The organism is Streptosporangium longisporum, assembly GCF_039534895.1.
GTDB lineage: Bacteria > Actinomycetota > Actinomycetes > Streptosporangiales > Streptosporangiaceae > Streptosporangium > Streptosporangium longisporum.
The window spans coordinates 1-25,314 of record NZ_BAAAWD010000002.1 but is presented as its reverse complement, the minus strand read 5'-3'; the positions used below and the strand labels follow the sequence as shown (position 1 = coordinate 25,314).

The 25,314-nt window shown below is 73.8% G+C and carries 26 protein-coding genes and 1 pseudogene; 16 read left to right on the top strand and 11 right to left on the bottom strand.

Annotation, left to right across the window (positions count from 1 at the left end; translation table 11 throughout):
* Window positions 1-177: 177 nt before the first annotated feature.
* Both ABD832_RS00595 and ABD832_RS00590 read right to left on the bottom strand, forming a co-directional pair.
* A complete protein-coding gene (locus ABD832_RS00595; RefSeq protein ID WP_344886803.1) occupies window positions 178-1,476 on the bottom strand; it encodes a sensor histidine kinase in 1,299 nt (432 codons plus the stop codon).
* A complete protein-coding gene (locus ABD832_RS00590) occupies window positions 1,473-2,126 on the bottom strand; it encodes a response regulator transcription factor (RefSeq protein WP_344886801.1) in 654 nt (217 codons plus the stop codon). The genes ABD832_RS00595 and ABD832_RS00590 overlap by 4 nt, the downstream gene beginning before the upstream one ends.
* 290 nt (window positions 2,127-2,416) lie before the next feature.
* On the opposite strand from ABD832_RS00590, the gene ABD832_RS00585 reads away from it, so the two are divergent.
* The 6 genes from ABD832_RS00585 (at window position 2,417) to ABD832_RS00560 (ending at window position 7,666) form a co-directional block, all read left to right on the top strand.
* On the top strand, window positions 2,417-3,487 hold the full coding sequence (locus ABD832_RS00585) for a peptidoglycan-binding protein (RefSeq protein WP_344886799.1): 1,071 nt from the start codon (window positions 2,417-2,419) through the stop codon (window positions 3,485-3,487).
* On the top strand, window positions 3,484-4,242 hold the full coding sequence (locus ABD832_RS00580) for an ABC transporter ATP-binding protein (RefSeq protein WP_344886797.1): 759 nt from the start codon (window positions 3,484-3,486) through the stop codon (window positions 4,240-4,242). Before ABD832_RS00585 ends, ABD832_RS00580 begins: the two co-directional genes overlap by 4 nt.
* Window positions 4,239-5,441 carry an ABC transporter permease gene (locus tag ABD832_RS00575; protein WP_344886794.1) on the top strand — a complete coding sequence of 401 codons (1,203 nt, stop codon included), beginning with the start codon at window positions 4,239-4,241 and terminating at the stop codon, window positions 5,439-5,441. Before ABD832_RS00580 ends, ABD832_RS00575 begins: the two co-directional genes overlap by 4 nt.
* Window positions 5,442-5,557: 116 nt before the next feature.
* Complete coding sequence (locus tag ABD832_RS00570; RefSeq protein ID WP_344886792.1) at window positions 5,558-6,568, top strand: LacI family DNA-binding transcriptional regulator; 1,011 nt, start codon at window positions 5,558-5,560, stop codon at window positions 6,566-6,568.
* Between the two features lie 68 nt (window positions 6,569-6,636).
* Entirely contained in the window at window positions 6,637-6,900 is a 264-nt protein-coding gene (locus tag ABD832_RS00565) for a hypothetical protein (protein ID WP_413224586.1), read from the top strand.
* A 4-nt stretch (window positions 6,901-6,904) separates the two neighbouring features.
* Window positions 6,905-7,666, top strand: coding sequence for a class I SAM-dependent methyltransferase (locus ABD832_RS00560; protein ID WP_344886790.1), 762 nt, complete (start codon window positions 6,905-6,907; stop codon window positions 7,664-7,666).
* Here ABD832_RS00560 and ABD832_RS00555 read toward each other — a convergent pair.
* Window positions 7,641-8,513: a S1 family peptidase gene (locus tag ABD832_RS00555; RefSeq protein ID WP_344886788.1), complete on the bottom strand. Its 873-nt coding sequence runs from the start codon at window positions 8,511-8,513 to the stop codon at window positions 7,641-7,643. The genes ABD832_RS00560 and ABD832_RS00555 overlap by 26 nt on opposite strands.
* A gap of 284 nt (window positions 8,514-8,797) precedes the next feature.
* Window positions 8,798-9,985, bottom strand: a complete 1,188-nt coding sequence (locus ABD832_RS00550; protein ID WP_344886786.1) for a DUF4394 domain-containing protein — start codon at window positions 9,983-9,985, stop codon at window positions 8,798-8,800.
* Between the two features lie 269 nt (window positions 9,986-10,254).
* On the opposite strand from ABD832_RS00550, the gene ABD832_RS00545 reads away from it, so the two are divergent.
* The 5 genes from ABD832_RS00545 to recD2 all read left to right on the top strand — a co-directional run bounded on the left by ABD832_RS00545 (window position 10,255) and on the right by recD2 (window position 14,763).
* A complete protein-coding gene (locus ABD832_RS00545) occupies window positions 10,255-10,449 on the top strand; it encodes a helix-turn-helix transcriptional regulator (protein WP_344886784.1) in 195 nt (64 codons plus the stop codon).
* A complete protein-coding gene (locus tag ABD832_RS00540; RefSeq protein WP_344886782.1) occupies window positions 10,436-10,846 on the top strand; it encodes a hypothetical protein in 411 nt (136 codons plus the stop codon). Before ABD832_RS00545 ends, ABD832_RS00540 begins: the two co-directional genes overlap by 14 nt.
* A gap of 236 nt (window positions 10,847-11,082) precedes the next feature.
* Window positions 11,083-11,286, top strand: coding sequence for a hypothetical protein (locus ABD832_RS00535; protein WP_344886780.1), 204 nt, complete (start codon window positions 11,083-11,085; stop codon window positions 11,284-11,286).
* Between the two features lie 298 nt (window positions 11,287-11,584).
* On the top strand, window positions 11,585-12,421 hold the full coding sequence (locus ABD832_RS00530) for an SDR family NAD(P)-dependent oxidoreductase (protein ID WP_344886778.1): 837 nt from the start codon (window positions 11,585-11,587) through the stop codon (window positions 12,419-12,421).
* Window positions 12,422-12,549: 128 nt separating this feature from the next.
* Window positions 12,550-14,763: an SF1B family DNA helicase RecD2 gene (recD2, locus tag ABD832_RS00525; RefSeq protein ID WP_344886776.1), complete on the top strand. Its 2,214-nt coding sequence runs from the start codon at window positions 12,550-12,552 to the stop codon at window positions 14,761-14,763.
* A gap of 207 nt (window positions 14,764-14,970) precedes the next feature.
* On the opposite strand, the gene ABD832_RS00520 is transcribed toward recD2, so the two are convergent.
* Together ABD832_RS00520 and ABD832_RS00515 are read right to left on the bottom strand one after the other, a co-directional pair.
* Window positions 14,971-15,738 (bottom strand): alpha/beta hydrolase, encoded by a 768-nt coding sequence (locus tag ABD832_RS00520; protein WP_344886774.1) that lies wholly within the window; start codon window positions 15,736-15,738, stop codon window positions 14,971-14,973.
* Window positions 15,735-16,130, bottom strand: coding sequence for a hypothetical protein (locus ABD832_RS00515; protein ID WP_344886772.1), 396 nt, complete (start codon window positions 16,128-16,130; stop codon window positions 15,735-15,737). Before ABD832_RS00515 ends, ABD832_RS00520 begins: the two co-directional genes overlap by 4 nt.
* Between ABD832_RS00515 and ABD832_RS00510 the strand changes: the two genes are divergently transcribed.
* Together ABD832_RS00510 and ABD832_RS00505 are read left to right on the top strand one after the other, a co-directional pair.
* Window positions 16,096-16,836, top strand: coding sequence for a sensor histidine kinase (locus ABD832_RS00510; RefSeq protein WP_344886770.1), 741 nt, complete (start codon window positions 16,096-16,098; stop codon window positions 16,834-16,836). The genes ABD832_RS00515 and ABD832_RS00510 overlap by 35 nt on opposite strands.
* A gap of 13 nt (window positions 16,837-16,849) precedes the next feature.
* A complete protein-coding gene (locus tag ABD832_RS00505) occupies window positions 16,850-17,494 on the top strand; it encodes a LuxR C-terminal-related transcriptional regulator (RefSeq protein ID WP_344886768.1) in 645 nt (214 codons plus the stop codon).
* Window positions 17,495-17,582: 88 nt separating this feature from the next.
* Here ABD832_RS00505 and ABD832_RS00500 read toward each other — a convergent pair whose 3' ends face one another.
* The 4 genes from ABD832_RS00500 to ABD832_RS00485 form a co-directional block, all read right to left on the bottom strand.
* Complete coding sequence (locus tag ABD832_RS00500; protein WP_344886766.1) at window positions 17,583-18,353, bottom strand: ArsR/SmtB family transcription factor; 771 nt, start codon at window positions 18,351-18,353, stop codon at window positions 17,583-17,585.
* Between the two features lie 140 nt (window positions 18,354-18,493).
* Window positions 18,494-18,823 (bottom strand): STAS domain-containing protein, encoded by a 330-nt coding sequence (locus tag ABD832_RS00495; RefSeq protein ID WP_344886764.1) that lies wholly within the window; start codon window positions 18,821-18,823, stop codon window positions 18,494-18,496.
* 6 nt (window positions 18,824-18,829) lie between these two features.
* Window positions 18,830-19,915, bottom strand: a complete 1,086-nt coding sequence (locus ABD832_RS00490) for a cobalamin B12-binding domain-containing protein (RefSeq protein WP_344886761.1) — start codon at window positions 19,913-19,915, stop codon at window positions 18,830-18,832.
* Window positions 19,912-21,690 (bottom strand): SpoIIE family protein phosphatase, encoded by a 1,779-nt coding sequence (locus ABD832_RS00485; RefSeq protein ID WP_344886759.1) that lies wholly within the window; start codon window positions 21,688-21,690, stop codon window positions 19,912-19,914. Before ABD832_RS00485 ends, ABD832_RS00490 begins: the two co-directional genes overlap by 4 nt.
* A gap of 382 nt (window positions 21,691-22,072) precedes the next feature.
* On the opposite strand from ABD832_RS00485, the gene ABD832_RS00480 reads away from it, so the two are divergent.
* Window positions 22,073-23,299, top strand: coding sequence for a L,D-transpeptidase (locus ABD832_RS00480; RefSeq protein WP_344886757.1), 1,227 nt, complete (start codon window positions 22,073-22,075; stop codon window positions 23,297-23,299).
* A 105-nt stretch (window positions 23,300-23,404) separates the two neighbouring features.
* Here ABD832_RS00480 and ABD832_RS00475 read toward each other — a convergent pair whose 3' ends face one another.
* Window positions 23,405-24,367, bottom strand: coding sequence for a radical SAM protein (locus ABD832_RS00475; protein ID WP_344886755.1), 963 nt, complete (start codon window positions 24,365-24,367; stop codon window positions 23,405-23,407).
* A 146-nt stretch (window positions 24,368-24,513) separates the two neighbouring features.
* Between ABD832_RS00475 and ABD832_RS41975 the strand changes: the two are divergent.
* Together ABD832_RS41975 and ABD832_RS00465 are read left to right on the top strand one after the other, a co-directional pair.
* Window positions 24,514-24,841 (top strand): annotated as a pseudogene (locus tag ABD832_RS41975) (DMT family transporter).
* A 152-nt stretch (window positions 24,842-24,993) separates the two neighbouring features.
* Window positions 24,994-25,314, top strand: a 321-nt coding sequence (locus tag ABD832_RS00465; RefSeq protein ID WP_344887539.1) for a GNAT family N-acetyltransferase, incomplete at its 3' end; no start/stop codon positions are given.

Genomic DNA, 25,314 nt, shown 5'->3' with positions numbered 1-25,314 from the left:
GGGGCCCGGCCGGACACCCGCCCACAGGCCGGGCCCGCGTGGCCGGGGGAGCCGCGCGGACCGGGCGGACCTGCCTGACGGATCGGGAGGTCGCAGGCCGCAGGAGGTGCCGAGGCCGGAGGCGGCCGGGCCCACAGGCCGGGCCCACAGGCCGGGCCCGGGAGCCGCCGGGCCCGCCTACCCGGCCGATCCCGGCCCGGCGAGGCGTACGGTACGGGCCGCCTCGCGCGCCAGGGGCAGCCGCACCGTGACGGACAGGCCGCCACCGGGGCGCGGCACGGCCGTCACGGTGCCGTCGTGCGCCACCACGATGGCCCGTACGATCGACAGGCCCAGACCGGCTCCCTGGGCCGAGCCGATCCGGTCGTGCAGGCGGCGGAACGGCTCGAACAGGTCACCGGCCTCGTGGGCGGGGACCAGCGGGCCGGTGTTGTCCACGACGAGCGTGAGCTCCTCGCCGCTCGCGGCCAGCCGTACCTGCACGTGCCCGTCCGGGACGTTGTACTTGAGGGCGTTCTCCACCAGGTTGAACACGCAGCGTTCCAGCAGCAGCGCGTCGCCGCGGGCGGGGGCGGGCGACAGGTCGGCGCGCAGTGCGACGCCGCGCCGGCGCGCTGCGGCCCCGAGCTGTTCCAGCGCCGACGCCGTGACGTGCTCCAGGTCCACCGGCCTGCGGGCGACCAGCTCGTTCTCCGAACGGGCCAGCAGCAGCAACCCCTCGATGAGCCGTTCGTGGCGCGCGTTGACGCCGAGCAGCGCCCGGCCGAGCGCGTGCACGTCGTCGGAGGCGTCCGGCTCCTCCAGCGCCACCTCGATCAGCGTCCGGTTGACCGCGATGGGCGTGCGCAGCTCGTGGGAGGCGTTGGTGACGAAGCGGCGCTGGGCGTCGAAGGAGCGCTGGAGGCGGTCGAGCATCGCGTCGAAGGTGTCGGCCAGGCGTTTGACGTGGTCGGGCGGGCCGTCCAGCGCGATGCGCTCGTGCAGGGTGCTCTCCGACAGGCGTTCGGCGGTACCGGTCACCCGCTGCAGGGGGCGCAGTGCCCGGTCGGTCATCAGCAGGCCGAGCAGGGTCGCGACCACGCCGATCACCACGAGCCCGATCACCGAGTTGCGCAGCAGCTCCTGCAGCACGTCGGCCTTGCCGGCCTCCACCTGATGGAGCAGGTCGCCGGCGGTGCGCAGGAAGAACCCCTCCTGCGGCGGCGGCAGCGGTCCTCGCAGGGGGTCGTCCTTGGGGACCGCCGAGATGCGGGTGACGATCCGCTGCTGCATGGTCCGTGCCGTCAGCGCGTAGGTGACCCAGAGCAGGATCGCGCCCGCGCCGAAGAACAGGCCGCCGTACAGCAGGGTCAGGCGGGTGCGCAGCCCGAACCCGCGCCAGGCCCGGAGCCGTTCCCGCACCCGTCCGGCCGCCCTTCCCCGCCGCGCCTTCCTCGGTGACGACTGCGGCTGCGGCTGCGGGGGGAGGCCGGTCACAGGCGGTATCCCCGTCCCGGGACGGTCTCGATGACCGGCGGGTCGCCGAGCTTCCTGCGCAGCGTCGTCATCGCCACCCGCAGCGCCCCGGTGCCCGACTCGTAGTACTCGTCCCAGGCCCGGGCGAGCAGGTCGCGGGTGCGCACCACCTCGCCGTCGGCCAGCAGCAGCACCTGCAGCAACGCGAACTCCTTGCGGGTCAGGGCCAGGCGCGCGCCGTCCCTGGTCACGGTCCGCCCGGCCGGGTCCAGCCGCACCCCGGCGCGCTCCAGCACCACGGGCCTGACCGAGGCCGTGCGCCGGGCCAGCGCGCGCACCCGGGCGGCCAGCTCGGCGATCGCGAAGGGCTTGGGCAGGTAGTCGTCGGCGCCCAGCCCGAGCCCGTCCACCCGCTCGCCCACCCCGCCCATCGCGGTCAGCATCAGGATCCCCCCGCCGCCGCCCATCGCGACCAGCCGACGGCACACCTCGTCGCCGTGCAGCCCCGGCAGGTCGCGGTCCAGCACCACCACGTCGTAGCCGGTGTGTCCCAGCCGCTCCATGGCCTGCGCGCCGTCGTAGGCGACGTCCACGGCGATGGCCCTCCGCCGCAGGGCACGGGCGATGGCGTCGGCCATCTCGTCCTCGTCCTCGACCACCAGCACGCGCATGCCCGCACCTCCGCCGACCAGCGTGGGCCATCGGACGTTAGGCCGCGATAAACCCGCGCGCCACCGCGCCACCGCCCGGCCGCTCCTGGTGCGTCCGCACGCCGTCCTCATGCGTCGGTACGCCGTCCTTCACGTCCGTACGCCGTCCGTACGCGGTGTGCCCGCGTGCGGCGGGGCTTACGGGCCGCTAACCCCGGCCGCCGTAGACATCGGACCGTGCCGCGGGCGTGCGTCCCGCCGGTACGGAGGTGAGCACGGATGACGACTCCCGCAGACGGCGGAGGCGGCGGATGAGACGTGGCAGAGCGGTGCTGGCCGGGACGGTGGCCGCCGTGGTGCTCGGCGGGGCGGCCGCCGCGGCGGTGGGCCTGGACGGCACCGGGGAGGCGGCCGGGCCGTCGGCGCCACCGGTGCCGCCGACGGCGGAGATCACCCGTGGCGACGTGGTGGACACCACCTCGGTCGCCGGCAGGCTGACGTACACGGGGGAGTACACGGCGGTCGCGGGTGCCGGCGGCACGGTGACCACGGTGCCGGCCGAGGGGCGGGTGATCCGCCGGGGCCGGGCGCTGCTGAGGATCGACCGCAGGCCCTTGACGCTGATGTACGGCCAGGTGCCGCTGTACCGGCCGCTGCGGTCCGGCGTGGACGACGGGCCCGACGTCGAGCAGCTGGAACGCAACCTCAGGGCGCTGGGGTACGGCGAGGACCTGACGGTGGACGAGGAGTTCACCTCCGCCACCTCCTGGGCGGTCCAAAAGTGGCAGCGCGATCGCGGCCTGCCGCAGACCGGTGCCGTCGACGCCGCCCAGGTGGTCTTCCTGGACGGCCCGGTACGGGTGGCCGAGGTGGCGGCGAAGGTGGGCGACCGGGTGCGTGCCGGTGCGCGGGTCCTGACCCTGACCGGTACCCGCAGGATCGTGCAGGTCGACCTGGACACCGAGGACCAGCAGATGGCCCGCAAGGGTGCCGGGGTGCGGGTGGAGCTGCCCGGCGGGCGCGAACTCAAGGGGAGGATCACCTTCGTCGGCTCGGTCGCCAAGGCCGTCGCGGGCCAGGGGGAGGACCAGGAGGGGTCCTCGACGATCGACGTCGAGATCACCCTGGTCAAGGGCTCCACCGGAAGGCTGGACCAGGCGCCGGTGACGGTGGAGATGGAGAGCGAACGGGTGCGCAACGTGCTGAAGGTCCCCGTCGAGGCGCTGCTGGCGCTGCGCGAGGGCGGTTTCGCCGTCGAGGTCGTGCAGGGCTCGGCGACCCGGCTGGTGCCGGTGCAGACCGGCGCGTACGGCGGCGGGGACGTCGAGATCGAGGGCACGGGCCTGGCGCGGGGCATGAAGGTCGGGGTGCCGCGCTCGTGAACATCGTCGAGCTCACCGGGGTGACCAAGCTGTACGGGCAGGGGGTGGCCGCATTGCGCGGGGTGGACCTGCGGATCGGTGCGGGCGAGCTGCTCGCGATCGTCGGCCCGTCCGGTTCGGGCAAGTCCACCCTGCTGCACATGATCGGGACCCTGGACCGGCCCACGGCCGGCACGATCAGGATCGCCGGCCACGACGTCGGCGCGCTGGGTGATCGCGAGCTGTCCGCGCTGCGCTCGCGTCATCTGGGCTTCGTCTTCCAGCAGTTCCACCTGGCCGCGGGGGTGAGCGCGCTGGACAACGTCGCCGACGGCCTGCTGTACGCCGGTCCGCGTCTGCGCGAGCGGCGCGAGCGGGCCGCGGCCGCGCTGGAGCGGGTCGGGCTGGGTCACCGGCTCGGGCACCGGCCCCACCAGCTGTCCGGCGGGGAGCAGCAGCGGGTCGCGGTGGCCAGGGCGGTGGTCGGCGAGCCGCCCCTGCTGCTGGCCGACGAGCCCACCGGCAACCTCGACAGTGCCTCCGGCGCCGAGGTGCTCGGCGTGCTGGGCGCCCTGCACGCCGCGGGCACCACGATCGCGGTGATCACCCACGACGACGAGATCGCCGCGTGGGCGCCGCGCCGGGTGCGGGTCAGGGACGGCCTGATCGTCTCCGGCGCCGACGCCGGCATCGTCTCCGGCATCGTCTCCGGCGTCGGCCCCGCGGCCCGCGATCACGCCGATCACGCCGGGGACGCCGGGGAGGTGACCCGGTGAGCGGCGCGGACGAGCGGCTGCGCCCGCCGCGGCTGCGGGTGGGCGACGTGCTCAGGGTCGGCGCCGCCGGGTTGCGTGCCCGGCCGGCGCGGGTGACGCTGTCGGCGCTGGGCATCGCGATCGGCATCGCCACCATGGTCGCGGTGATCGGCATCTCCTCCTCCTCCCGGGAGGACCTGCTGCGCAGGCTCGACCGGCTCGGCACCAACCTGCTGACCGTCGAGGCCGGGCAGACCGTGTTCGGCGGCCAGACCAGGCTGCCGGTCGGCGCGACCGACATGGTCCGCAGGATCGCGCCGGTCACCAGCGCGGCCGCCACCGGGACCGTGGACGCCACGGTCCGGCGTACCGGAAAGATCCCCAAGAGCGTGACCGGGGGCATCGCGGTGCGGGCCGCCGACGTCGAGCTGCTCACCACCCTGCAGGGGGCGGTACGCGCAGGCACCTGGCTCAACGCCGCGACCGCCCGCTACCCGGCGGTCGTGCTGGGGCCGGTGGCCGCCGAGCGGCTCGGCCTGACCGGGCCGGGCGCCCAGGTGTGGATCGGCGGGCGGTGGTTCAGCGTCGTCGGCGTCCTGGACGCGCTGCCGCTGGCGCCGGAGATCGAGCGCTCGGCCCTGGTCGGGTTCGAGGCCGCCGAACGCTACCTGGACTTCGACGGTCACCCGACCACCATCTACGAGCGTTCCGCGGACGCGGCCGTGGAGGCGGTACGCCAGGTGCTGCCGCGGACGGTCGATCCGCAGAACCCCGAGGAGGTGAACGTCAGCCGTCCCTCGGACGCCCTGAGCGCCAAGGCGGCCGCGGCCGGCGCGTTCACCGGTCTGATGCTGGGCCTGGGGGCGGTGGCGCTGCTGGTCGGCGGCGTCGGCGTGGCCAACACGATGGTGATCTCCGTGCTCGAGCGGCGCAGGGAGGTGGGCCTGCGCCGCTCGCTGGGGGCGACGCGGGGGCAGGTGCGCGTGCAGTTCCTGGCCGAGTCGCTGCTGCTGTCGGCGCTCGGAGGGGTGGCCGGGGCGGCGCTCGGCGCGCTGGCCAGTACCGGTTACGCCCTGTCCAAGGGCTGGCCCGCGGTGGTTCCGCCGTGGGCGTTCGGCGGCGCGATCGGCGCGACGCTGGTCATCGGCACGCTCGCCGGGCTGTATCCGGCGATGCGCGCCGCCCGCCTGCCGCCCACCGAGGCGCTGGCGGCGACCTGAGCCGGGCTCCGTCGCGTCCGCAGCGGCGGGGACGGCGGAAGGGGGCTTGGTACGATGCCCGCCCAGGAGATCGCGTCTGCGGCCGGTTCCGGTGCGCTTTGCGTCAGGGGTGACACGTGGCGGACCGCACGACCATCTACGACGTCGCCGGCGCGGCGGGCGTCAGCATCTCCACCGTCTCCCTGGCCCTGAACTCCCCGGCCAGGGTCAGCCAGGAGACCCGCCGCAAGGTCCTGGAGGCCGCCGACGCGCTCGGTTTCGTCCCCAAGCCGGACGCGGTCGCCAAGGCCCGCCGGGGCGTGGGGCGCGTCGGGGTGATCGCTCCCTTCACCTCCTACCCGTCGGTGGCCCGGCGGCTGAACGGCGTCCTGGCGGCCGTCGGCGACCGGCCGCTGGAGGTCGTGCTGTTCGACCAGGAGTCGGCCGCGCAGAGCTCCTCGCCGCTGCTGGCCGGGCTGCCCATCACCGGGCGGCTGGACGGGCTCGTGGTCGTCAGCCTCTGCCTGGAGGAGGGGGTGGCCGATCGCCTGGTCGCCGCGCGGCTGCCCACGGTGCTGGTCGACGTCCGCCACGCCGGTTTCGACTCGGTGCACACCGACGACGCCGCAGGCGGCCGGATGGTGGCCGAGCACCTGCTCGCCGCGGGTCACCGCCGGTTCGCCTTCCTGGGCGAGGCGCAGCGGTCGGGCCTGTACGTCTCGCCGTCCCAGCGGCGCCTGGCCGGTTACCGTGAGGCCCTGGCCGAGGCCGGCCGCCCCCTCGCCGAGGGTGACGTGCGGCTGAGCGGGCACGACCTGGCCGCGGCCCGCGCCGCGGCCGGGGAGCTGCTGTCGGGGCCGGGGCGCCCGTCGGCCGTCTTCGCCGCCGACGACACCCTCGCGGCGGGGGTGCTGCGGGCCGCGGGCGACCTGGGCCTGGCCGTCCCCGGTGACCTGGCGGTGGTCGGCTTCGACGACGGCGACCTGGCCGAGGCCCTGGACCTCACCACGGTGCGCCAGCCCCTGGAGGACTCCGGCCGTACCGCGATGGAGCTGCTGCTGCGGCGGCTGGAGCGGCCCGGTACGGCCCGCCAGGTGATGCTGGAGCTGCACCTGATCACCCGGGGCACGAGCACGCCCGGACACTGACCCGGCACCGACCCGGCACCGGGCGGACCGGCCGGGACGTCGTTCACCGGGCCGGTCGTGCGGCCGGCGTGATCGTGTCGCACCACTTCACGTTCGACGAGGGCAGGCAGGCCCGGCTGTTTCGCTCTCCGCACCGCTATGTCTGGCCCTCCGAGCTGGACCTGATGGCCCAGATCGCCGGGTTCGGCCTGGAGAGCAGGCACGCCGACTGGGCCGGGGGCGACTTCACCGCCGAGTCGCCCTCGCACGTGTCCGTCTACCGTCTCGCGCCGGAGACGGCCCCGACCGGGGGGATATTCGATGGCCCGGCCGCGTCCCGGCAGGGATCATGAAGGCATGTCACGAACATTCGAGGATCTGGTGGCCGAGGCCGAGGCCGTCTCGGTGGACGGCTGGGACTTCTCCTGGCTGCACGGCAGGGCCGAGGAGCAGCGTCCCTCGTGGGGGTACCAGCGTCTGATGAGCGAGCGGCTGGGCCGGGTCTCGGCCGCGCTGGACATCCAGACCGGTGGCGGGGAGGTCCTCGCCGGGGCGCGGCGGCTGCCGCCGGTGATGGCGGCCACCGAGTCCTGGCCGCCGAACATCGCCCGGGCGACCGGGTTGCTGCACCCGCTGGGCGCGCTCGTCGTCGCCGACGCCGACGAGCCGCCGCTGCCGTTCGCCGACGAGGCCTTCGACCTGGTGACCAGCCGCCATCCGGTGACCGTCTGGTGGCAGGAGATCGCCCGGGTGCTGCGGCCCGGGGGGACGTACCTGTCGCAGCAGGTGGGGCATGCCAGTGTCGCCGAGCTCGCCGAGTACTTCCTGGGCCCGCCGCCACCGGGTGATCTGCGCCGGCGCCACCCCGACGACGCGCGCCGGGAGGCCGAGGCGGCCGGGCTGGAGGTCGTCGACCTGCGTTTCGAGTCCCTGCCGATGGCGTTCTTCGACGTCGGCGCGGTGATCTACTTCCTGCGCAAGGTGATCTGGATCGTCCCCGGCTTCACCGTCGAGCGCCACCGCGACCGGTTGCGGGAGCTGCACGACAGGATCGAGGCCGAGGGAGCGTTCACGGCCCGGTCGACGCGCTTCCTCATCGAGGCGCGCAAGCCCGCCTGAGCGGGCACGTCCACGCCGCCCCGGCCGGGGGTGTGCCCGCTTCCGCAGGGGGCGGGAAGAGGGTTTGCGTGCGCGCCCGCTCCGGGGCGGGTGCGGGCCGGAAGGCCGGCCCCGGCTGCTCGGTGGAGGGCAGCACGACCACCGCGGCCGGGTTCACCCCGATGGACTTGATGATCCTCTCGGTCGTCGCGGGTCTCTGGGAGAGCACGACGACCCTGTTCAGCCTCACGTCGATGTAACGCACGCTGGCGCCCGCGGGATGGACGGACAGGGCGGCGTCGATCCTTTTGCGGATCGGGGTCAGCTGTGCCAGCGACCACTTGACCACCGTGGGCCGGGCACCGGCGGCGGTGATCCTGGGGACGTCGGCGGCGCTGACGGTGGCCACCACCAGCGTCTGGGACAGGAGCCCGTTGAACCAGGACCCGCCGAAGCGGGTGCCCAGCTCCTCGCGCAGCCGTGCCTCGACCGGGGACAGCGCGATCTCGTTCAGCAGCCGTTCGTAGACCTGTTCCCTGGTGAGGCCGAGGTCGCGCTGGAGCGCGGCCAGCATGTCCGGCGGCACCCACGGCACCTTCGGCGGCGGGGTCACCGCCTGCAGCCGGGACGGCCGGGCGGGGGTCGCCGTCCGTACCGGGGCCGCGGGGGTCACCACCGGCGCGGGGGTCGCCACCGGTGCCCGGGTCGCGCGCAGGGAGGGCAGGGCCTGGCCCGGCCCGGCCCGGTCCACGGCCGTCGCGCCCAGGGGGAGCACGCCCGGCCCGACGACGGCGGCCAGGGCGGTGAGCACGGTGAGCACGGCGAGCGTCAGGGCACGTCCCATGCTGGCGGTGTGGTTGCGCGACATGCGTGCTCTCCTGGGCCTCGGCTTTCACAGCGGGAGGGGGAGCGTCCGCGCGTCGCTGGTCGATCGCACGACGCGGGCGAGGCCACCCTAGAACAACCGGCGCCTCCGGGACCGGTGGAGGCCGTACGCCACGCGGGTGAAGCCCTCCGGCGGGCACGCAGCGGCAGCAGGACCGGAGCGGAGCGGCGGCCGGAGCGGGCGCGGGACCCGTGGCGGTGCCGGGCAGGGGACCACGACAGGACCACGACAGGACGAGGGCAGCACTGTGGCGGGACCGGGTGCGGTCAGCCGCGGTCGAGCCGGATCGCGATGTCGACGACCTGGCGACGGGCGGGAAAGACGCCGTAGCGGTAGTTGACGGCGCCGGTGAGCAGGTTGAGGCCGTACAGGCCGTAGCGGCCGGCGACCTTGAGCGTGGCGAAGGCGCTGTTGGAGACGGTGCTTCCGCCGCGCAGCGAGCTGTAGACGTCGAACCCCACCGGGCCGCTCGCGGCCACCCGCAGGCTGCCGGTGGGGGTCAGCACACCGGCGTCGGCGGGCGACTGAAGGCTGAGCCGGTCGGCGACGGTGTCCACGGCGAAGAGCGCGGTGGCGGTGGCGGGGCTGAGGTCGTTGTTGATGTGCGCGGCCCCCGAGACGCCGAGCACGACGGCGAGCGCGGCGACCGGTGCGACCGGCGCTGCGGTCGGCGGTGCGACCGGCGGTGCGGGCACGGCGGTGGTGGCGGCGGTGGCCGGGGTGGCGGGTGCGGCGGGCGGCGCGGCGGGGATGGCGGGCAGTGCGGCGGGTGATGGGAGGGACGGGGCGCTCAGCGGCCTGCCGGCCACGGTCCGGCCCGGGGCCGTCACCCCTTCCGGGCCGCCGACGGCGCCGAGGCCCTCCAGGTCGTGCCGCAGGTTCTGCCCGGTGTCGCCGACCACGCGCAGCACGTCGGCGGCCGGATCGAAGTCGACGCCGAAGGAGGAGCCGCTGAGCGCCACCGTCAGCTGGGAGGTCTTGGTGGCCTTGGCCGACCCGGTGAGCCGGTACACGCCGCCGTGGTCCCCGACGCCGTACAGTTCCCCGTCCTGTACGCGGTGGTCGATGCCGACGATCTTCGTGTCGTCCTGAAGGCCGTGGATGCGGCCCAGGTCGCGAAGGCGGGCCGGGAACCGGATGTCGAAGGTCACCAGGCGCTGGTCGGGGGTCAGCCCGACGACGTCGATCCCCCCCTTTCCCCGGGTGGCCCGGGCCGCGTTCCCCGTCGCGCCGCCCGCCGTACCGGACGCGACGGTGCCCCCGACGGTGCCCCCGACGGTGCCCCCGACGGTGCCCCCGATGGTGCCTCCGGTGTCGTCCCGCGTGCTCCCGGCGGTGCCGCCGATCGCCCCCTGACGTCCGGGCCCGGCCGGGGCCACCTCCGAGGCGAGCCCCGGGACCGGTACGACCGCGGTGACCAGCGCCACCAGGACGGTGGTCAAGGTCCTTCGCATGTGTCTCTCCTTCTCGATCGGGGCTCGTGCCGCCCGGGCAGCGACGGTTCCCTCACGGATGGTAGATGCTCTCTCACACAGGGCGATGGCGCGATCCGGCCAAGGGAGCCCCAAAGGGGGCCGAAGGAGTGCCGCCCGGCTTCCTCGCCGGCGTCGCGCACCCCTGCGCGGGCACGGCGAGACGTCGGGACGCCCGCGGCGGCCCCGGGACGACATCCGAAATGTAAAGCACGCTTGACACCTCCGGGGCTGTAAAGCATGCTTTACACATGCGCAACACGGTGCGGGAACTACGGACGCGGCGCGGCCTGTCGCAGGGGGACCTCGCGACGGCCATGGGCGTCTCGCGCCAGACCATCAACTCGATCGAGACCGGCCGGTACCTGCCGTCCCTGCCGCTCGCGATCGCGTTGTCACGTTTCTTCGGCACAACGGTGGAGGAGGTCTTCGATGTCGATCGATGAGGGTTCGGCGCACGGGACACGGTCATGGAAACGATGGATCACCCCCGGGGCCGCCGTCCTGGGCGGCCTGGTCTACCTCGTGAGCGGCTGGTCCGGGGGTGATCGCACCTTCGCGTTCGGCGGGCTCGCCGTCATGCTCGCCCTCGCGGTGGCGCTGGTCCTCCTGGCCCGCAGGAGCGAGACGGTCGCGGGCCTGCTCGACGGCAAGGACGAGCGGATCAACCACATCGACGGCGAGGCGACCGGCATCGCGGGCAGGACGCTGATGGCCGCCGTCGTGATCGGTTTCGTCGTCGAGATCGCACAGGGGCAGGACGGCCACCCCTACGACATGCTGGCCATGATCGCCGGGGTCGCCTACGTCCTCGCGCTCGTCGTGCTGCGCATCCGCCGCTGATCACATCCGGACGGGCCGCGAGGGCGGGCCCGGCCGAGCGGCCGGACCCGCACCGGATCCCGGACCCCTTTCCGGTACGGCGGACACCGGGCCGGCCCCTGATCCTGCGGCCCCGGAAGGTCCGTGACCACCGCGGACGCGGGGGAGCGGTGATTGGGCGGGCCGGACCGGGGCAGGCACAGCGCGATCGCCTTTCCGCCCGTTCAGCACGGGCGCCGTCATATTCGGGAGGAACCATGTCGCACTCCGAACCCACCTCCGACCAGGACGTTCCGCTGGCGGACCGCCGGGCGGACGACCAGCAGGACCTCCACGACGAACCCGACTTCGCCGACGAGTTCGCCCCTTCGCCGACCGACCCGGCCGGCCAGCCCGAGGACGACCCGAACACCGCCGTCCACGGGGAGGACGAGGGCTACGACAGGCCCACCTCGTCCTGACGGGCTCATCCCCTTTCCCACCCGGCCGTCCTGCCCGCAAGGGCAGGACGGCCGTCCGTGTCCGGCGTCCCCGGCCTCCTCACACTTTCGAAGTGCTTCGATAGAAGCAATTGACACAGGGGCGGGTGATCCCTTCTCATAGGGGAGCGGCCGGTCCCGCCACCGAAGGGCACCGGCCACCGGCGCCCTTCACCCGACCCGGCCGAACCGGCCTGGCCGAACCGGCCGGCAGTCCGAGCCGGCCGAGGCCGGGGACGGCTGAGACGGCAGGGGCGCCCCGACCGGAAGGGGACCGAGCGTGAGCCGTTCGTACGTGGTGACCGGAGGGGGCCGTGGCATCGGCCGGGCGGTGGTCGAGCGCCTGCTCGCCGACGACCGCGGCGACGCCGGCAGCGGCGGCAGCGGCAGCGTTGTGGTGGTCGTCGAGCGTGACCCGGCCGCCCTGGCCTGGCTGCGCGACCACCCCGCGGCGGCGCGCCTGAGCGGGGTGGCCGGGGACGGCGCGGACGAGAGCGTGGCCGAACGGGCGGCCGACCTCGCCCAGGCGGCCGGCACCCTCACCGGCTGGGTCAACAACGCGGCCGTCTTCCAGGATGCCCGCCTGGACCGCGATCCGCCCCGGCGGGTGCTGGAGCTCATCGGCGCCAACCTCGAAGGCGTCGTCGTCGGCTGCGCCGTCGCGATCCGCCGCTTCCTGGCCCGTCAGGAGCCCGGGGCCACCGCCGAAGCCACCGCCGAAGCCACCGTCGGGGCCATCGTCAACGTCTCCTCCCACCAGGCCCGCCGGGCGGTACCGGGCTGCCTGCCCTACGTCACGGCCAAGGCGGCCATCGAGGGGATGACCCGTGCCCTGGCGGTGGAGTACGGCCCGCACGGCATCCGCGTCAACGCCGTGGCGCCCGGCTCGGTGCGCACCGAACGCTACGAGGACCTCCTCGCCTCCCAGGGGCCCGAGGCCGCCGCCCGTATCGAGCGGCAGATGGCGCAGCTGCACCCGCTGGGCCGCGTCGCCCGCGCCGAGGAGGTCGCGTCCGCGATCGTCCACCTGCTCGGCGACGACGCCGCCTTCATCACCGGCGCCACCGTTCCCGTCGACGGCGGGCGATCGGTCCTGGCCCACGACCCCGAGGCGTGACGGCCCGGGTTCCCGGCGGCGATCAGGCGGCGATCAGGTCGCGCGGCCGCTGGCCTACACTTGCGCCAGCGGATCCGCGGGGCTCCGCAGAGCTCCGCGGGGCGGGGACCCGGGGGAGGGGAGGGGGCGTGCAGTCAGCCGAACGCGGCGTCTCGGCCACGCTGGACGCGGTCCTGGAGCGCATCACCTACGCCAACGAGGAGACCGGCTACACCATCGCGCGGGTGGCCACCGACCGCTCCGGCGCCGACCTGCTGACCGTGGTCGGCCCCCTGCTGGGCGCCCAGCCCGGCGAGTCGCTGCGACTGACCGGGCGCTGGACCTCCCACCCCCGCTACGGCAAGCAGTTCGAGGTGTGGTCCTACACCACCGTGCTGCCCGCCACCGTGCAGGGCATCCGCCGCTACCTGGGCTCGGGACTGATCAAGGGCATCGGCCCCAAGATGGCCGACCGCATCGTCGACCACTTCGGCGTCGACACCCTGGAGGTCATCGAGACCACCCCCGAACGGCTCGTCGAGGTCCCGGGCCTGGGCCCCAAGCGCACCAAGATGATCGGCGTCGCCTGGGAGGAACAAAAGATCATCAAAGAGGTGATGATCTTCCTGCAGGGCGTCGGCGTCTCCACCTCCATCGCGGTGCGCATCTTCAAGCAGTACGGCGACCGCTCCATCACCGTCGTCAGGGCCGAGCCCTACCGGCTGGCCGACGACGTGTGGGGCATCGGCTTCAAGACCGCCGACACCATCGCCCAGGCCGTCGGCATCCCGCACGACAGCCCCGAGCGCGTCAAGGCCGGCCTGCGCTACACCCTGTCGCAGGCCGCCGACGACGGCCACTGCTACCTGCCCGCCCCCAACCTCGTCGCCGACGCGGTCAAGATCCTGGAGGTCGGCGCCGAGCTCACCGCCCGCTGCCTGGAGGAGCTCGTCGTCGAACAAGGCGTCGTCCGCGAGGACGTCCCCGTCGGCGAGGGAAGCGTCCCCGCGGTCTACCTGGTGCCCTTCCACCGCGCCGAACTGTCCCTGGCCGGTGCACTGCGCACCCTGCTGACCTGCGAGAACGACCGCCTGGCCGCCTTCTCCGGCATCGACTGGGACACCGCCCTGAAATGGCTGCGCACCAGGACCGGCGCCGACCTGGCAGAAGAGCAGGCCCACTCGGTACGCCTGGCGCTGACCCGCAAGGTCGCGGTGCTCACCGGCGGCCCCGGCTGCGGCAAGAGCTTCACCGTGCGCTCCATCGTCACCCTGGCCCGCGCCAAGAAGGCCAAGGTCATCCTGGCCGCCCCCACCGGCAGGGCCGCCAAGCGCCTGGCCGAGCTGACCGGCCACGAGGCCACCACCGTGCACCGGCTGCTGCAGCTGCGACCGGGCGGGGAGGCCACCTTCGACCGCGACAACCCCCTCGACGCCGACCTCGTCGTGGTCGACGAGGCCTCCATGCTGGACCTGCTGCTGGCCAACAAACTCGTCAAGGCCATCGCCCCGGGCACCCACCTGTTGTTCGTCGGCGACGTCGACCAGCTGCCCTCGGTCGGCGCCGGCGAGGTCCTGCGCGACCTCCTGGCCGCCGAGGAGGAGATCCCCCGGGTACGGCTGACCCACATCTTCCGCCAGGCCCAGGAGTCGGGGGTCGTCGTCAACGCCCACCGCGTCAACACCGGCCTGCCCCCGGCCCTCGCGGGCATGAACGACTTCTTCCTGTTCCCCTGCGAGGAGCCCGAGGAGATCGCCGCGCTGACCGTCGACGTCGTCGCCAACCGCATCCCGCGCCGCTTCGGCCTCAACCCGCGCCGCGACGTGCAGGTCCTGGCCCCGATGCACCGCGGCGCCGCCGGAGCCGGAAACCTCAACAACGCCCTGCAGGAGGCCCTGACCCCCTCCCGCGAGAACATGCCCGAACGCCGCTACGGAGGACGCGTCTACCGGATCGGCGACAAGGTCACCCAGCTGCGCAACAACTACGAAAAAGGCGCGGCCGGGGTGTTCAACGGCACCGTCGGCACCGTCGTCGACATCAAACCCGACGAGCACAAGCTGACCGTGCTGACCGACGAGGACGAGAACGTCGAGTACGCCTTCGACGAGCTCGACGAGCTCACCCACGCCTACGCGGTGTCGATCCACCGCTCCCAGGGCAGCGAGTACCCGGCCGTGGTCATCCCGCTGGCCACCAGCGCCTGGATGATGCTGCAGCGCAACCTGCTCTACACCGCCATCACCCGCGCCAAGAAGCTCGTCGTCATCGTCGGCTCCCGTCGCGCGCTGGCCCAGGCGGTACGCACCCGCGGCGCCGGACGGCGCCACACCAGCCTCACCCACCGGCTGCGCCACCCCTGAGCCCGCAATGTGGGCCCGCCGGCCCGCTCGCCCTCTGGCCCCGCCCCCCTGAAGCCCCTTGAGCCCTCCCAGCCCCCGGATCGACCGCGATGCCCGGCTCCCGGCACGCCGCGGTGCCGGGACCGCCCCGCGAAGGGCCGCCCCGGCACCGCCCACCGCCCCACCGCCGCCCCACCGCCACCTTGGTGCCACCGGGCGACGACGAGGTCATTCGGCCGGGCAGACCGTGCCCGGCGCGGGCAGCGTCAGATCGGTCAGGTAGACGGTGGCGTACCTGACCGGGCACTTCTTGCCCATCAGGTACAGGGCATGCCCGGGCCCGTCATAGGCCACCGTGACCGAGCCCGGGATCATCGCGGTGAAGCTCTCGGTCCACACCTGGTCCCCCCAGGTGCTGCCGGCTCCCAGCACCGGCGGCAGGCCCCGCACCGGCAACGGGCGAGGAGGGTTGGCCACCGGCAACGGCCACCCCGTACAGCCCAGCCCGCTGAAGAAGACCGTTCCGAGGTTCGGCCCCGCCTTTCGCGCCTGACGGCCCACCTGGCGCATGTGCGCGTACCCGCTGTACCCGCGCCCGTCCGCGCACGTCATCGCCAGCACCCCCGGCATGGCCCAGACCCGCATGTTGCCGACGATCACCTCGGCGAAACCGGACCCGTCGCCGTCCCGGGCCCGCTTCACCGCGTCGGCGAACGTCAGCCATGCGGAATGGCCGGGCCCCGGGTCGGGCGGGAAACCGAGGGAGCGCAGATGCCACCCGGTCAGCTCCGCCTTCCCGAACTCGGCGGTGGTGACCGCGATCGGCTCACGGTCGGCGTCGGAGGTCAGCTCGCGCCACAGGGCCCCGGCGTCCTGACCGTGCAGCGCGCGGGCCGGTGTGGCCGCGCACCAGCGGGTGAAACGGGCGAACACCCTCTCCGCCGGGTACAGCCACATCGTCATCTGATCGAAGAACCCCCGGGTCTGGTTGATCACCCCGTCGAGGTACAGGGCACGGATGCGCTGCGGGAACAGCCGCGCGTAGCGGCCGAGGGCACCCCGCCGTAGGAGTTGGCCATGAAGCTCAGCCTCTCCTCGCCCAGCGCCTCACGGACCGCGTCCATGTCCCTGGCCACCGACAACGAGTCCAGGTGGGCGAACAATCCGGTCCGGTCGGCCGTGCGGCAGGCGGTGAAGCCCTTGGCCATCGCCGCGGCCAGGGCGTCGTACTCCCCGCGGTCACGCGGCTCCGACAGCGTCACCGCGGGCTCCTGGCACACGGCGGGCATCCGCTCCAGCCACACGGTGGTGCGGGGGTCGTAGGCGACGAGGTCGAAACGCCGGCGCAGCTCGGTGCGGTGGATCGCGCGTTCCCTGCTGGGCCCCACCCGCGGCGCCCTGCGGATCCGCGCGCTGGAGGAGACGCGCACGCGTGCCGTGGACGACGCGGCCGCCGAGCTGCGCCGTATCGAACGCGACCTGCACGACGGCACGGCGGCCCGGCTGGTGACGCTGGCGATGACACTGGGCATGGCCCAGGAGGACCTCACCCACGCCGCCCACGCCGCCCACACGCCTCACGACGGGAGCGACGGGAACGGGCAGAGCGACGGGCGGGAGCACCTCGAGCGTGCCCGCGCGCTCATCGACGGCGCGCACCGCAACGCCAAGGACACCCTGACCGAGCTGCGCGAACTGATCCACGGCATCCACCCGGCCGCGCTGGACAAGGGCCTGGAGGTCGCCCTGGCCACCCTGGCCGCGCGCAACCCGCTGCCCGTCACCGTGCGGGCCGACCTGCCGCAGCGGCCCTCACCGGCCGTCGAGAGCATCGTCTTCTTCTGCACCGCGGAACTGCCCGCCAACGTCGTCAAGCACAGCGGCGCCCGGCGGGCCCACGTCGAGGTACGGGCACACCGCGGCCTGCTGCGCCTGCTGGTACGCGACGACGGCACCGGCGGCGCCGTGACGGGCGCCGGAACCGGCCTGAGCGGCCTGGCCGGCCGGATCGGCGTGGTGGACGGAACGATCACCGTCCACAGCCCGCACGGAGGGCCTACGGTGGTCACCGTCGAGCTGCCCCTGCACCTCTGAACGGAAAAGCCGCATGCGCATCGTGATCGCCGAGGACGCCGTGATGCTCAGGGACGGCCTGTGCCTGCTGCTGACCTCCCGCGGCCACGAGGTGCCCGCCGCCGTGGGGGACGGCCAGGCGCTGCGCGCGGCGGTGGAGGAGCACCGCCCCGACCTCGCGGTGATCGACGTGCGCATGCCGCCCACCCACACCGACGAGGGCCTGCGCGCCGCGATCGAGATCCGCCGCGACCACCCGCAGGTGGGCCTGCTGGTGTTCTCCCAGTACATCGAGACCCACTACGCCGCCCGGCTGCTGGCCGGCGAGGCCCACGGGGTGGGATACCTGCTGAAGGAACGCGTCGCCGACGTCAAGGACTTCCTGGAGGCCCTGCGGCGGATCGCGGCGGGGGAGACCGTCCTGGACCCGCAGGTCGTCACCCAGATCATGGGCGCCGCGAGACGGGCGGAGGCGCTGCAGGCCCTCACCCCCAGGGAGCGCGAGGTGCTGTCACTGATGACCCAGGGACGCTCCAACAGCGCGATCGCCGAGGCGTTGTTCCTGTCCTACGGCTCGGTGGAGAAGCACGTGACGCAGATCTTCACCAAGCTCGGCCTGCCCCCGTCCGACAACGACCACCGCCGGGTGCTCGCCGTCCTGCACTACCTGCAGGCCTGAGCACGCCCGACCCGGTCGTGCGGCCGTGAACCCTCCGTCCCGAACCCTCGGTCCCGTGCTCGAAGGAAGACGTGCCCGGCGTACGGGATCACGCGGGTACGGTGCCGTGGTCCGGTGACAGGCCCAGCAGGTCGCCCAGGGCCCGCTGCCCGGCCGCGCTGACGGCCAGTGCGCGCTCGGAACCGATCCGGGTCACCCACCCGCGCTCCAGCGCGGTCGCGCACAGGACCGCTCCCGCGCTGCCGGCCAGGTGGGGGCGGCGTTCGGTCCAGTCCAGGCAGCCCCGCGCCATCGGGCGGCGACCGCCCGCGGGCAGCCGCGCGCCGAGGTCGGTGGCGAACCATTCCAGCCCGGCCCGGCTGAGCGCGAACCCGCCCTCCTGCCACAGCAGCCCGCGCGCGGTGAGCGCGTCGGTGATCGCCACCCCGAGCCGGCCGGCCAGATGGTCGTAGCAGGTACGCGCCTGCGCCATCGCCCGTGCCGCGCCGGCGGCGCGCAACGTCCCCGGCCGGGCGGCACCACCCGTACCGGCCCCGCCCTCATGACCGGACCCGCCGGGTTCGCCGGGGCGGCCGGTCGTCAGGGCGCAGGCGGCCAGGTCCTCCACGAGCTGGGCCACCTGCGGCGAGGCCAGGCGCACGTACCGGTGGCGCCCCCGGCGCTCCTCGGCCAGCAGCCCGCCGCCGACGAGCCGCGACAGGTGCTCGCTGGCGGTCGAGGCCGCCACCTGCGCGTGCGCGGCCAGCCGGCCGGCGCTCCAGGCCCGCCCGTCCAGCAAGGCCAGGCAGAAACGGGCACGGGTGTCGTCGGCGAGCAGGGCGGCCAGGGCCGCCAGCGGCACCGGGGCGGTGGAGCTCATCGCCCCATCATCGGCCCGCCCCGCCCCGACCATCCACCCGGCCCCGCCCAACGTCCCCGACGGCACACGGGACACCCGGACGGCCCGCCCTTCCGGACGCTCCACGGCCCGGTCCCGGCCGGGGAGCGGGGGAGCGGACCTCACTCGGGCGGCAGCCGGAAGACCTGGTCCAGGGCCGTCACCCGGAACAGGTGACGCAGGTAGGACGTCAGCGCGACGATCCGCATGCCCGCCTGATGCTCCCCGGCGCAGTTGTAGACGTTGATCAGCGCCGCCACCCCGGAGGAGTCGACGAAGTCCAGCCCCGACAGGTCCAGCGCCAGATCGCTCACCTGCCCGGAGAACAACTCCCGCACGAAGGCGAACAGCTCCGGCGCGGTGTCGTAGTCCAGATCACCGGTCAGCACGAGCAGGGTCGTGTCCGGAGGAACGGCACGCACCTCGGTACGGAACGGGGTCTTTTCCAGCATCTGTCGTCAGTTCTCCTGATCGGCGCGGGTGATGCGCGCCACCTCGATCCCCTGGACCAGCATGCGGCGGGCCCGGGGGAAGTCTCGTAGTTCGTCGTGCAGGACACCCAGTCCCACCCGCAGCGCCTCGGCCGTGACCCCGCGCGCACCCAGCACCGACCCGGTCCAGCCGACGAAATCGGTGAACACCGGCGCGTCGTCGACGTACAGCGCCGCGCCCAGGAAGTCGATCAGGTGGCCCAGGTCCTCGGCGGTGGCCTCCAGCTGCTGGGGATCGTAGGCCGCCACCGGCGGGTAGGTGCGGGCCAGGGCCGCCATCGCCCCCTCCAGCAGCTCGGCGCGCCGGCGCCGCAGGTGGGTGTACTCCTCGTCGCCCAGGTGGGCCAGCGCGCCGGGCACCGCCGGCAGCGCGGGCACGCCCTCGCGCTCCAGCCGGTCGGCGGCGGCGTCGGCGGTGGGCGCCCAGGCGTCGGCACCCAGCAGCCGCGCGTAGCGGCCGTCGCGGCCGAACCCGCCGCCCCCGGCCATCACCGGCACCCCGGCGCTCTGGCAGGCGGTGATCGTGGCGTGCGCGCGGGGCAGCCGGGTGGCCAGCGCGCAGCCCAGCGCGACCACGTCCGGACCGCTCTGGTGCAGATGGGTGATCAGATGCGGGCCCGGCACGTTGGCGCCCAGGAAGTCGACCCGCCAGCCGCGCAGCCGCAGCACCTCGGCCAGCAGCCGGGTGGGCAGCGCGTGGTACTCGCCGTCGGTGCAGGCCACGGTCACCCGCCCGCGGGTGGGCCGGGGCCGCACGTACGTGGCGATCGCGGCCACGGCGCGTTCACTGACGGCGGTGGCGCCGTGCTCGCGGGCCACCGACCACTCGTTGGCCGCCCACAGCTCCCCGATGCGCCGCTGGGCGGGCGCGACCAGCTCCAGCAGCAGCCGCTCGGGATCGGCCCCCGCCCGCAGCAGGTCCACCACCAGGTCGACGGCGGCGAACTCGTCGGCGCGCCCGACGCACTCGAGGTAGTCCTCACCGGCGCGGACCAGGTCGGCGCCGGTCAGGCCGGCCGCACTGGCCGCGCTCGCCGTGCTCGGCGCGGTCATCGCCGGGGCCTGGCGCGCACGACCAGCAGCGCCCGGTCGTCCTGGACCTCGCCGCCCAACCAGTCGGTACTGATCTGCTCCAGCCGTTCGACCACCGCCGCCGCGGGCATGCCCGCGCACCCGGCCAGCGCGTTCTTGAGCCGCTGCTCGCCGTACATCTGCCGGCCGGTGGGCCCGCCGAACGCCTCGGTGATCCCGTCGCTGTAGAGCAGGCACAGCTCGCCGGGGGCCAGGTCGATCTCGGCGGGGGTCAGCACCGTGCGGGGGAGCGCGCCCAGCATGGAGCCGCGGGCCGGGCACTCGTGCACGCTGCCGTCGCGGCGCAGGATCAGCGGCGGCAGATGGCCTGCCACCGCCAGGCCGACACGCAGGTGACCGTCGCCGACGGCCCGCACCGTGGCCAGGACCAGGGTGACGTAGGGGTTGGGGGTGGGCGAGCCCAGCAGGGAACGGTTCAGCAGCGGCACCAGCCGCTCAGGACGCTCCTCGACCAGCAGCAGGCTGCGCAGGCAGTGGCGGACCTGCCCGGCCAGCACGGCGGCGCGCGGGCCCTTGCCGCACACGTCGCCCAGGACGACCATCGCCTCGGCCGGTGAGCCCCCCGAACCGGCCGAGGCGCCGGAGCCGGTGGAGCCGGCCGAGCCTTCGGAGCCGCTGGTGGCGGCGGGGGAGCCGGGCAGGTAGACGTCGTAGAAGTCACCGCCGATGAGACCGGCCTGACGGGCCGCGCGCAGCGACCCGGCCAGTTCCACCCCCCGCAGGTGCGGCAGCGAGGGGGGCAGCAGGTCGTCGCTGAGGATGGCGTTGGTGGCGCTCTGCTCCTGGTAGAGGGAGGCGGCCGAGATGGCCGCCCCGGCCCGGGCGGCGAACAGCCGCACCAGGGTCTCGGCGTCCTCGTCGAAGGCCGGCCCACCGGCCCGGCGGGCCAGCACCAGCGCACCGGCCGGCACCCCGTTGCCCGGCAACGGCGTGACGATCAGATGCCCGGCCGGGCCGAACCCCTGCGGCAGCACCCACCCGGGCACCTGACCGGGGTCCAGCCAGCGGCTGGGCACCGGCGGGAACCCGGCCAGCGCCTCGGTCAGCCCCGGCACCTGCCCGGCGGCGTTCAGGGCGATGGCGCCCTCCTGCAGGCGCCGGTCGTCGCCGCTCAGGCGCAGCCAGTCGGCCTGGCGGCGCCCGGCGGGAGGCAGCACGACCATCGCGGTGTCGGCCAGGAAGGGAACGGCCAGCTCGACCGCGGTACGCGCGCAGCGGCGCAGGTTCAGCGAGGCCGACAGCCTGTGCCCGGCCTCCAGCAGGAACGCGGTGCGTCCCCGCTCGGCCAGCAGCGCGTCGGTCCTGGCCGACTCGGCGCTGACGTCACGCAGGTACCAGGCCCGGTGGGCGACGCCGAAGCTCTCGCGGCGCACCAGCAGCCGCCGCCCCCCGTGCTCGTGCTCACGACTCTCCCCTTCGGCCCCCTGCCCGTCCAGCAGCGCCGCGGCCGGGCCGGAGGCCGGCACCCGGCCGGGGACGATCTGCGGCGCCAGCTCGGCCGCGGCGGCGTTGCGCATCACGACCACGCCCAAGGCGTCGCACACGACGATCCCCTCGCCGCACTCCTGCACGATGGCGCGCAGCAGCCGCTCGTCCGGCGCGCGCCCGTACGACAGGTCGGGTTCGGCGCCGTGGTCACCGGAGGGGCGCCGCCCGGCGGACGGGCCGGGGACGCCGTCGGCCTGGCCCAGGCCGGTCAGACCGGCCAGGCCGCCGATGGAGGAAGGTCCTGTCATCACCCGGGGCTTTCCGTTCGCGTAGGGGCAGACCAGATTATCTTTTCGCCGCCCGGGGGCGGACCGGCCTGGGCCGGACGGGCGGGGGAGCGGCACTGGGAAGACCCGTGGGCACCACCCTGCCCGCCGCGGCGCCGTTGATGCACGCCGGGCCCGGCCGGGGCGGCGTACCTGGCCGACGAGGGTTTCGGCCCGGCGCCACCGGCACCGCCCCGAAGGCGATCCCGGCTGGTCACCGCGGCGCCGCGTGACCGAGGCCCGGTGTTTTTCCGGCCTTACGAAGAGACCGAAATGTTACCAAACCGGGCGCAACCATGCTCAGTCACCATGCATCTCCTATTAGTGTTTTAAGCGCACTTTGTTGTAGTGGGGGAGAGAAATTGTGCTGATCGTAGAACGCCGACACCTCAGGACGCCGCTGGCCGGTCTGGCCCTGGCGACCGCGGCGGTGCTCGCCACCGCCTGCTCCGGGGGGGCCGCTACGAAGGACTCCGGAGCCAAGCCCGGCTCCGGGACCGAGGCGGCACCCGCCGCCTCCAGCACGCCCACGCCCGCCGCACCCGTCATAAAGATCAGCCCCGCCGACGGCGGCAAGAGCGTGCGCCCCAACAAGAAGGTCGTCGTCACCGCCGCCGGCGCCGCCCTGGAGGAGGTCGTCGTCAAAAGCGGCGACCAGCCCCTCAGCGGCGACTTCGACGCCGAACGCACCCGCTGGGTCTCCAGCACCCCCATGATCCCCGCCAGCGACTACACCGTCTCGGCACGCGCCGTCGACGGCACCACCGCCACCAGCTCCTTCCGCACCCTCAAACCCGAGCGCGAACTCCAGGTCACCGACGTCACCCCGGCCGTCAAGGGCGAGAAGGTCGGCGTCGGAGCACCCATCATCGTCACCTTCAACCAGCAGATCACCGCCAAGGCCGGCAAGGCCGCCGTGGAACGCGCCCTGGAGGTCACCTCGGAAAAACCCGCCCAGGGCGCCTGGCGGTGGATCAACGACACCACCGTGATCTACCGCACCGCGAAATTCTGGCAGCCCCACCAGAAGGTCACCTTCACCGCCCGCCTCAAGGGCGTCCAGGGCGGCAAGGACATGTACGGCACCAAGAACACCACCAAGGTCATCCGCATCGGCCCCGCCCAGATCGCCACCATCGACACCCGCAAGCACAAGATGATCGTCAAGCGCGACGGCAAGGTCGTGCAGACCATGCTCATCAGCGCCGGCAACGCCAGCACCCGCGAGTACACCACCACCAGCGGCGTCCACCTGGCGATGGGCAAGTCCAACCCCGAGCGCATGATCTCCCCGGGCCGCAAGAAGGGCGACCCCGGCTACTACGACCTCATGATCAACCACGCCGTCCGCTTCTCCAACAGCGGCGAGTACGTCCACGCCCTCAACAACGTCTGGGCCCAGGGCCGACGCAACGTCAGCCACGGATGCATCAACTCCCGCCCCGACCAGGCCCGCTGGTACTACAACCAGGTCCAGCGCGGCGACGTGATCACCATCAAGGGCACCGACCGCGAGATGGAGTGGAACAACGGCTGGGGCTTCTGGCAGCTGCCCTTCAAGCAGTGGAAGAAGGGCAGCGCCATCGGCTGACGGCTGACGGCACCCGCCCGCACAGAAACCGGACAGACCGCAAAGGGGGGCCGGCCCGCACGGGCCGGCCCCCCTCGCGTCTGCAGATCTCTCGCGTCTGCAGATCTACAGAAGACTCATCTGCGCCTGACGCGGCAACGCCAGCGGCAACGGCTGCTCGGGCCGCGCCGGCCCCATCCCGTAACGCGCCGCCAGCTGCAGCACCTGAGCGGTCACCGCCCGCACATACCCCTCCTCGGCGTCGGCCCCACGCCCGTACAGCTCCGCATACCGCTCCACCAGCGCCGGATGGTGCTCACCCAGCCACCCCAGATACCACTCACGAGCCCCCGGCGGCAGCCGCAGCACATGCGGCACCAGACTGACCGCCCCGGCGTCGGCCACCCGCCGCACGGTCGCCGCCAGCTGGTCGGGGGAGTCGGTCAGCAACGGCAGCACCGGCGCCATCGCCACCCCGCACGCCACCCCCCGCTCGTTCAGCTCGGCCACCAGCTCCAGCCGCTTCTGCGGCCCCGGCGCACCCGGCTCCACACTGCGGCGGATACGGTCGTCGACGAACGCGATCGACACCACCACCCCCGCCCCCGGAGCCGCGGCCAGCAGATCGGCGTCCCGCAGGATCGACCGGCTCTTGGTGTACACCGTGAACGGCGCCCCGGCCTCGCGCAACGCCGCCAGCACCCCCGGCATCAACCGGTAGATGTCCTCGGCCCCCTGGTAGCAGTCACCGCCCACACCCACGCTCACGTGCTCGCCGTCCCAGCGCGACCCCAGCTCGGCCCGCAACCGCCGCACGATGTTGGTCCGCACCACGATGCGCGAATCGAAGTCCGCACCCGCGTCCAGCCCCAGGTAACGGTGCGCCCGCCGCGCCGAACAGTACCGGCACGCATGCGCGCACCCCCGGTACGGACTGACCGCCCACCCCTGCGGAGTGCTCTCCAGCGCGGTACGCGCCTGCACCTCGTAGCAGGTCAGCGCCCCGTGAACCCTGGTCAGCGCGGAACGCTCGATCCGCGGCCTGACGTCAGGCGGAGCGGAGAGCAGGACAGGCGCATCCCATGGCATACGGCTCAGTGGAACACGCTTTCGACACCACTCGCAAGTGGAGCAGGTCGCGGCCCGGATCCGCGCCGCCACCCCCGCGCCACCACACCCCGACGACCCCATGAAAAGGTACTGATTGTACTTTTCATCACTCAGGGGGAGACACCATGGCATGGCTGATCCTGGCCGCCGCGATCATCGTCGAGGTCGTGGCGACCACCGCCCTCAAACTCAGCGACGGCTTCTCCCACAAGGGCTGGGCCCTCGTCGTCGTGGCCGGATACGCCGCCGCCTTCCTGCTCCTGGCCCAGGTACTGAAACTCCAGATGGACGTCGGCACCGCCTACGCCGTCTGGGCGGGGCGCCGGAACCGCGGTCATCGCCGCCATCGGCGTGCTCTTCCTCGGCGAGAGCATCAACCTCGCCAAGGCCGCCGGCATCGCCCTGATCATCGGCGGAGTCGTCATGCTCAACCTCGCCGGAGGCACCCACTAGCCCCACCCCGGCCCGCGCACCCCTCACCGCACCTCCCGCGCACCTCCCGCGCGCCCCCCGAGCCGCCGTGCTCCCGTGCTCCTCCCGGGCCCGAGCCCGTACCCCCGGAAATCCGATCGCCACCGACCGGCCCCGCCCTCTACCCTGGCGCGGTGCTCACGCCCACCTACCCCATCAGGACCGAACGCCTGATCCTGCGCCCCTACACCCCCGACGACCTCGACGCCCTGCACGCCATCCAGCGCCTGCCCGAGGTGACCCGCTACCTGTACTGGGAACCCCGCACCCGCACCGAGAGCGAGAAGTCCCTGCACACCAAGATGGCCCAGACACGACTGCTGGAGGAGGGACAGACCCTCACCCTGGCCGCCGAACTGGCCACCACCGGCCAACTGGTGGGCGACGGCATGCTCCACTGGTACAGCAGCCGGCACCGCGGCGCGGAACTCGGCTACGTCCTGCACCCCGACCAC

Excerpts from the sequence above, each read along its gene's own strand:
- ABD832_RS00485 (WP_344886759.1), bottom strand. The coding sequence starts at position 21,690 with ATGACAGGACCTTCCTCCATCGGCGGCCTGGCCGGTCTGACCGGCCTG.
- ABD832_RS00490 (WP_344886761.1), bottom strand. The coding sequence starts at position 19,915 with ATGACCGCGCCGAGCACGGCGAGCGCGGCCAGTGCGGCCGGCCTGACC.
- ABD832_RS00495 (WP_344886764.1), bottom strand. The coding sequence starts at position 18,823 with ATGCTGGAAAAGACCCCGTTCCGTACCGAGGTGCGTGCCGTTCCTCCG.
- ABD832_RS00475 (WP_344886755.1), bottom strand. The coding sequence starts at position 24,367 with ATGCCATGGGATGCGCCTGTCCTGCTCTCCGCTCCGCCTGACGTCAGG.
- ABD832_RS00550 (WP_344886786.1), bottom strand. The coding sequence starts at position 9,985 with ATGCGAAGGACCTTGACCACCGTCCTGGTGGCGCTGGTCACCGCGGTC.
- ABD832_RS00500 (WP_344886766.1), bottom strand. The coding sequence starts at position 18,353 with ATGAGCTCCACCGCCCCGGTGCCGCTGGCGGCCCTGGCCGCCCTGCTC.
- ABD832_RS00560 (WP_344886790.1), top strand. The coding sequence starts at position 6,905 with ATGTCACGAACATTCGAGGATCTGGTGGCCGAGGCCGAGGCCGTCTCG.
- ABD832_RS00505 (WP_344886768.1), top strand. The coding sequence starts at position 16,850 with ATGCGCATCGTGATCGCCGAGGACGCCGTGATGCTCAGGGACGGCCTG.
- ABD832_RS00585 (WP_344886799.1), top strand. The coding sequence starts at position 2,417 with ATGAGACGTGGCAGAGCGGTGCTGGCCGGGACGGTGGCCGCCGTGGTG.
- ABD832_RS00545 (WP_344886784.1), top strand. The coding sequence starts at position 10,255 with ATGCGCAACACGGTGCGGGAACTACGGACGCGGCGCGGCCTGTCGCAG.
- ABD832_RS00535 (WP_344886780.1), top strand. The coding sequence starts at position 11,083 with ATGTCGCACTCCGAACCCACCTCCGACCAGGACGTTCCGCTGGCGGAC.
- ABD832_RS00555 (WP_344886788.1), bottom strand. The coding sequence starts at position 8,513 with ATGTCGCGCAACCACACCGCCAGCATGGGACGTGCCCTGACGCTCGCC.
- ABD832_RS00540 (WP_344886782.1), top strand. The coding sequence starts at position 10,436 with ATGTCGATCGATGAGGGTTCGGCGCACGGGACACGGTCATGGAAACGA.
- ABD832_RS00590 (WP_344886801.1), bottom strand. The coding sequence starts at position 2,126 with ATGCGCGTGCTGGTGGTCGAGGACGAGGACGAGATGGCCGACGCCATC.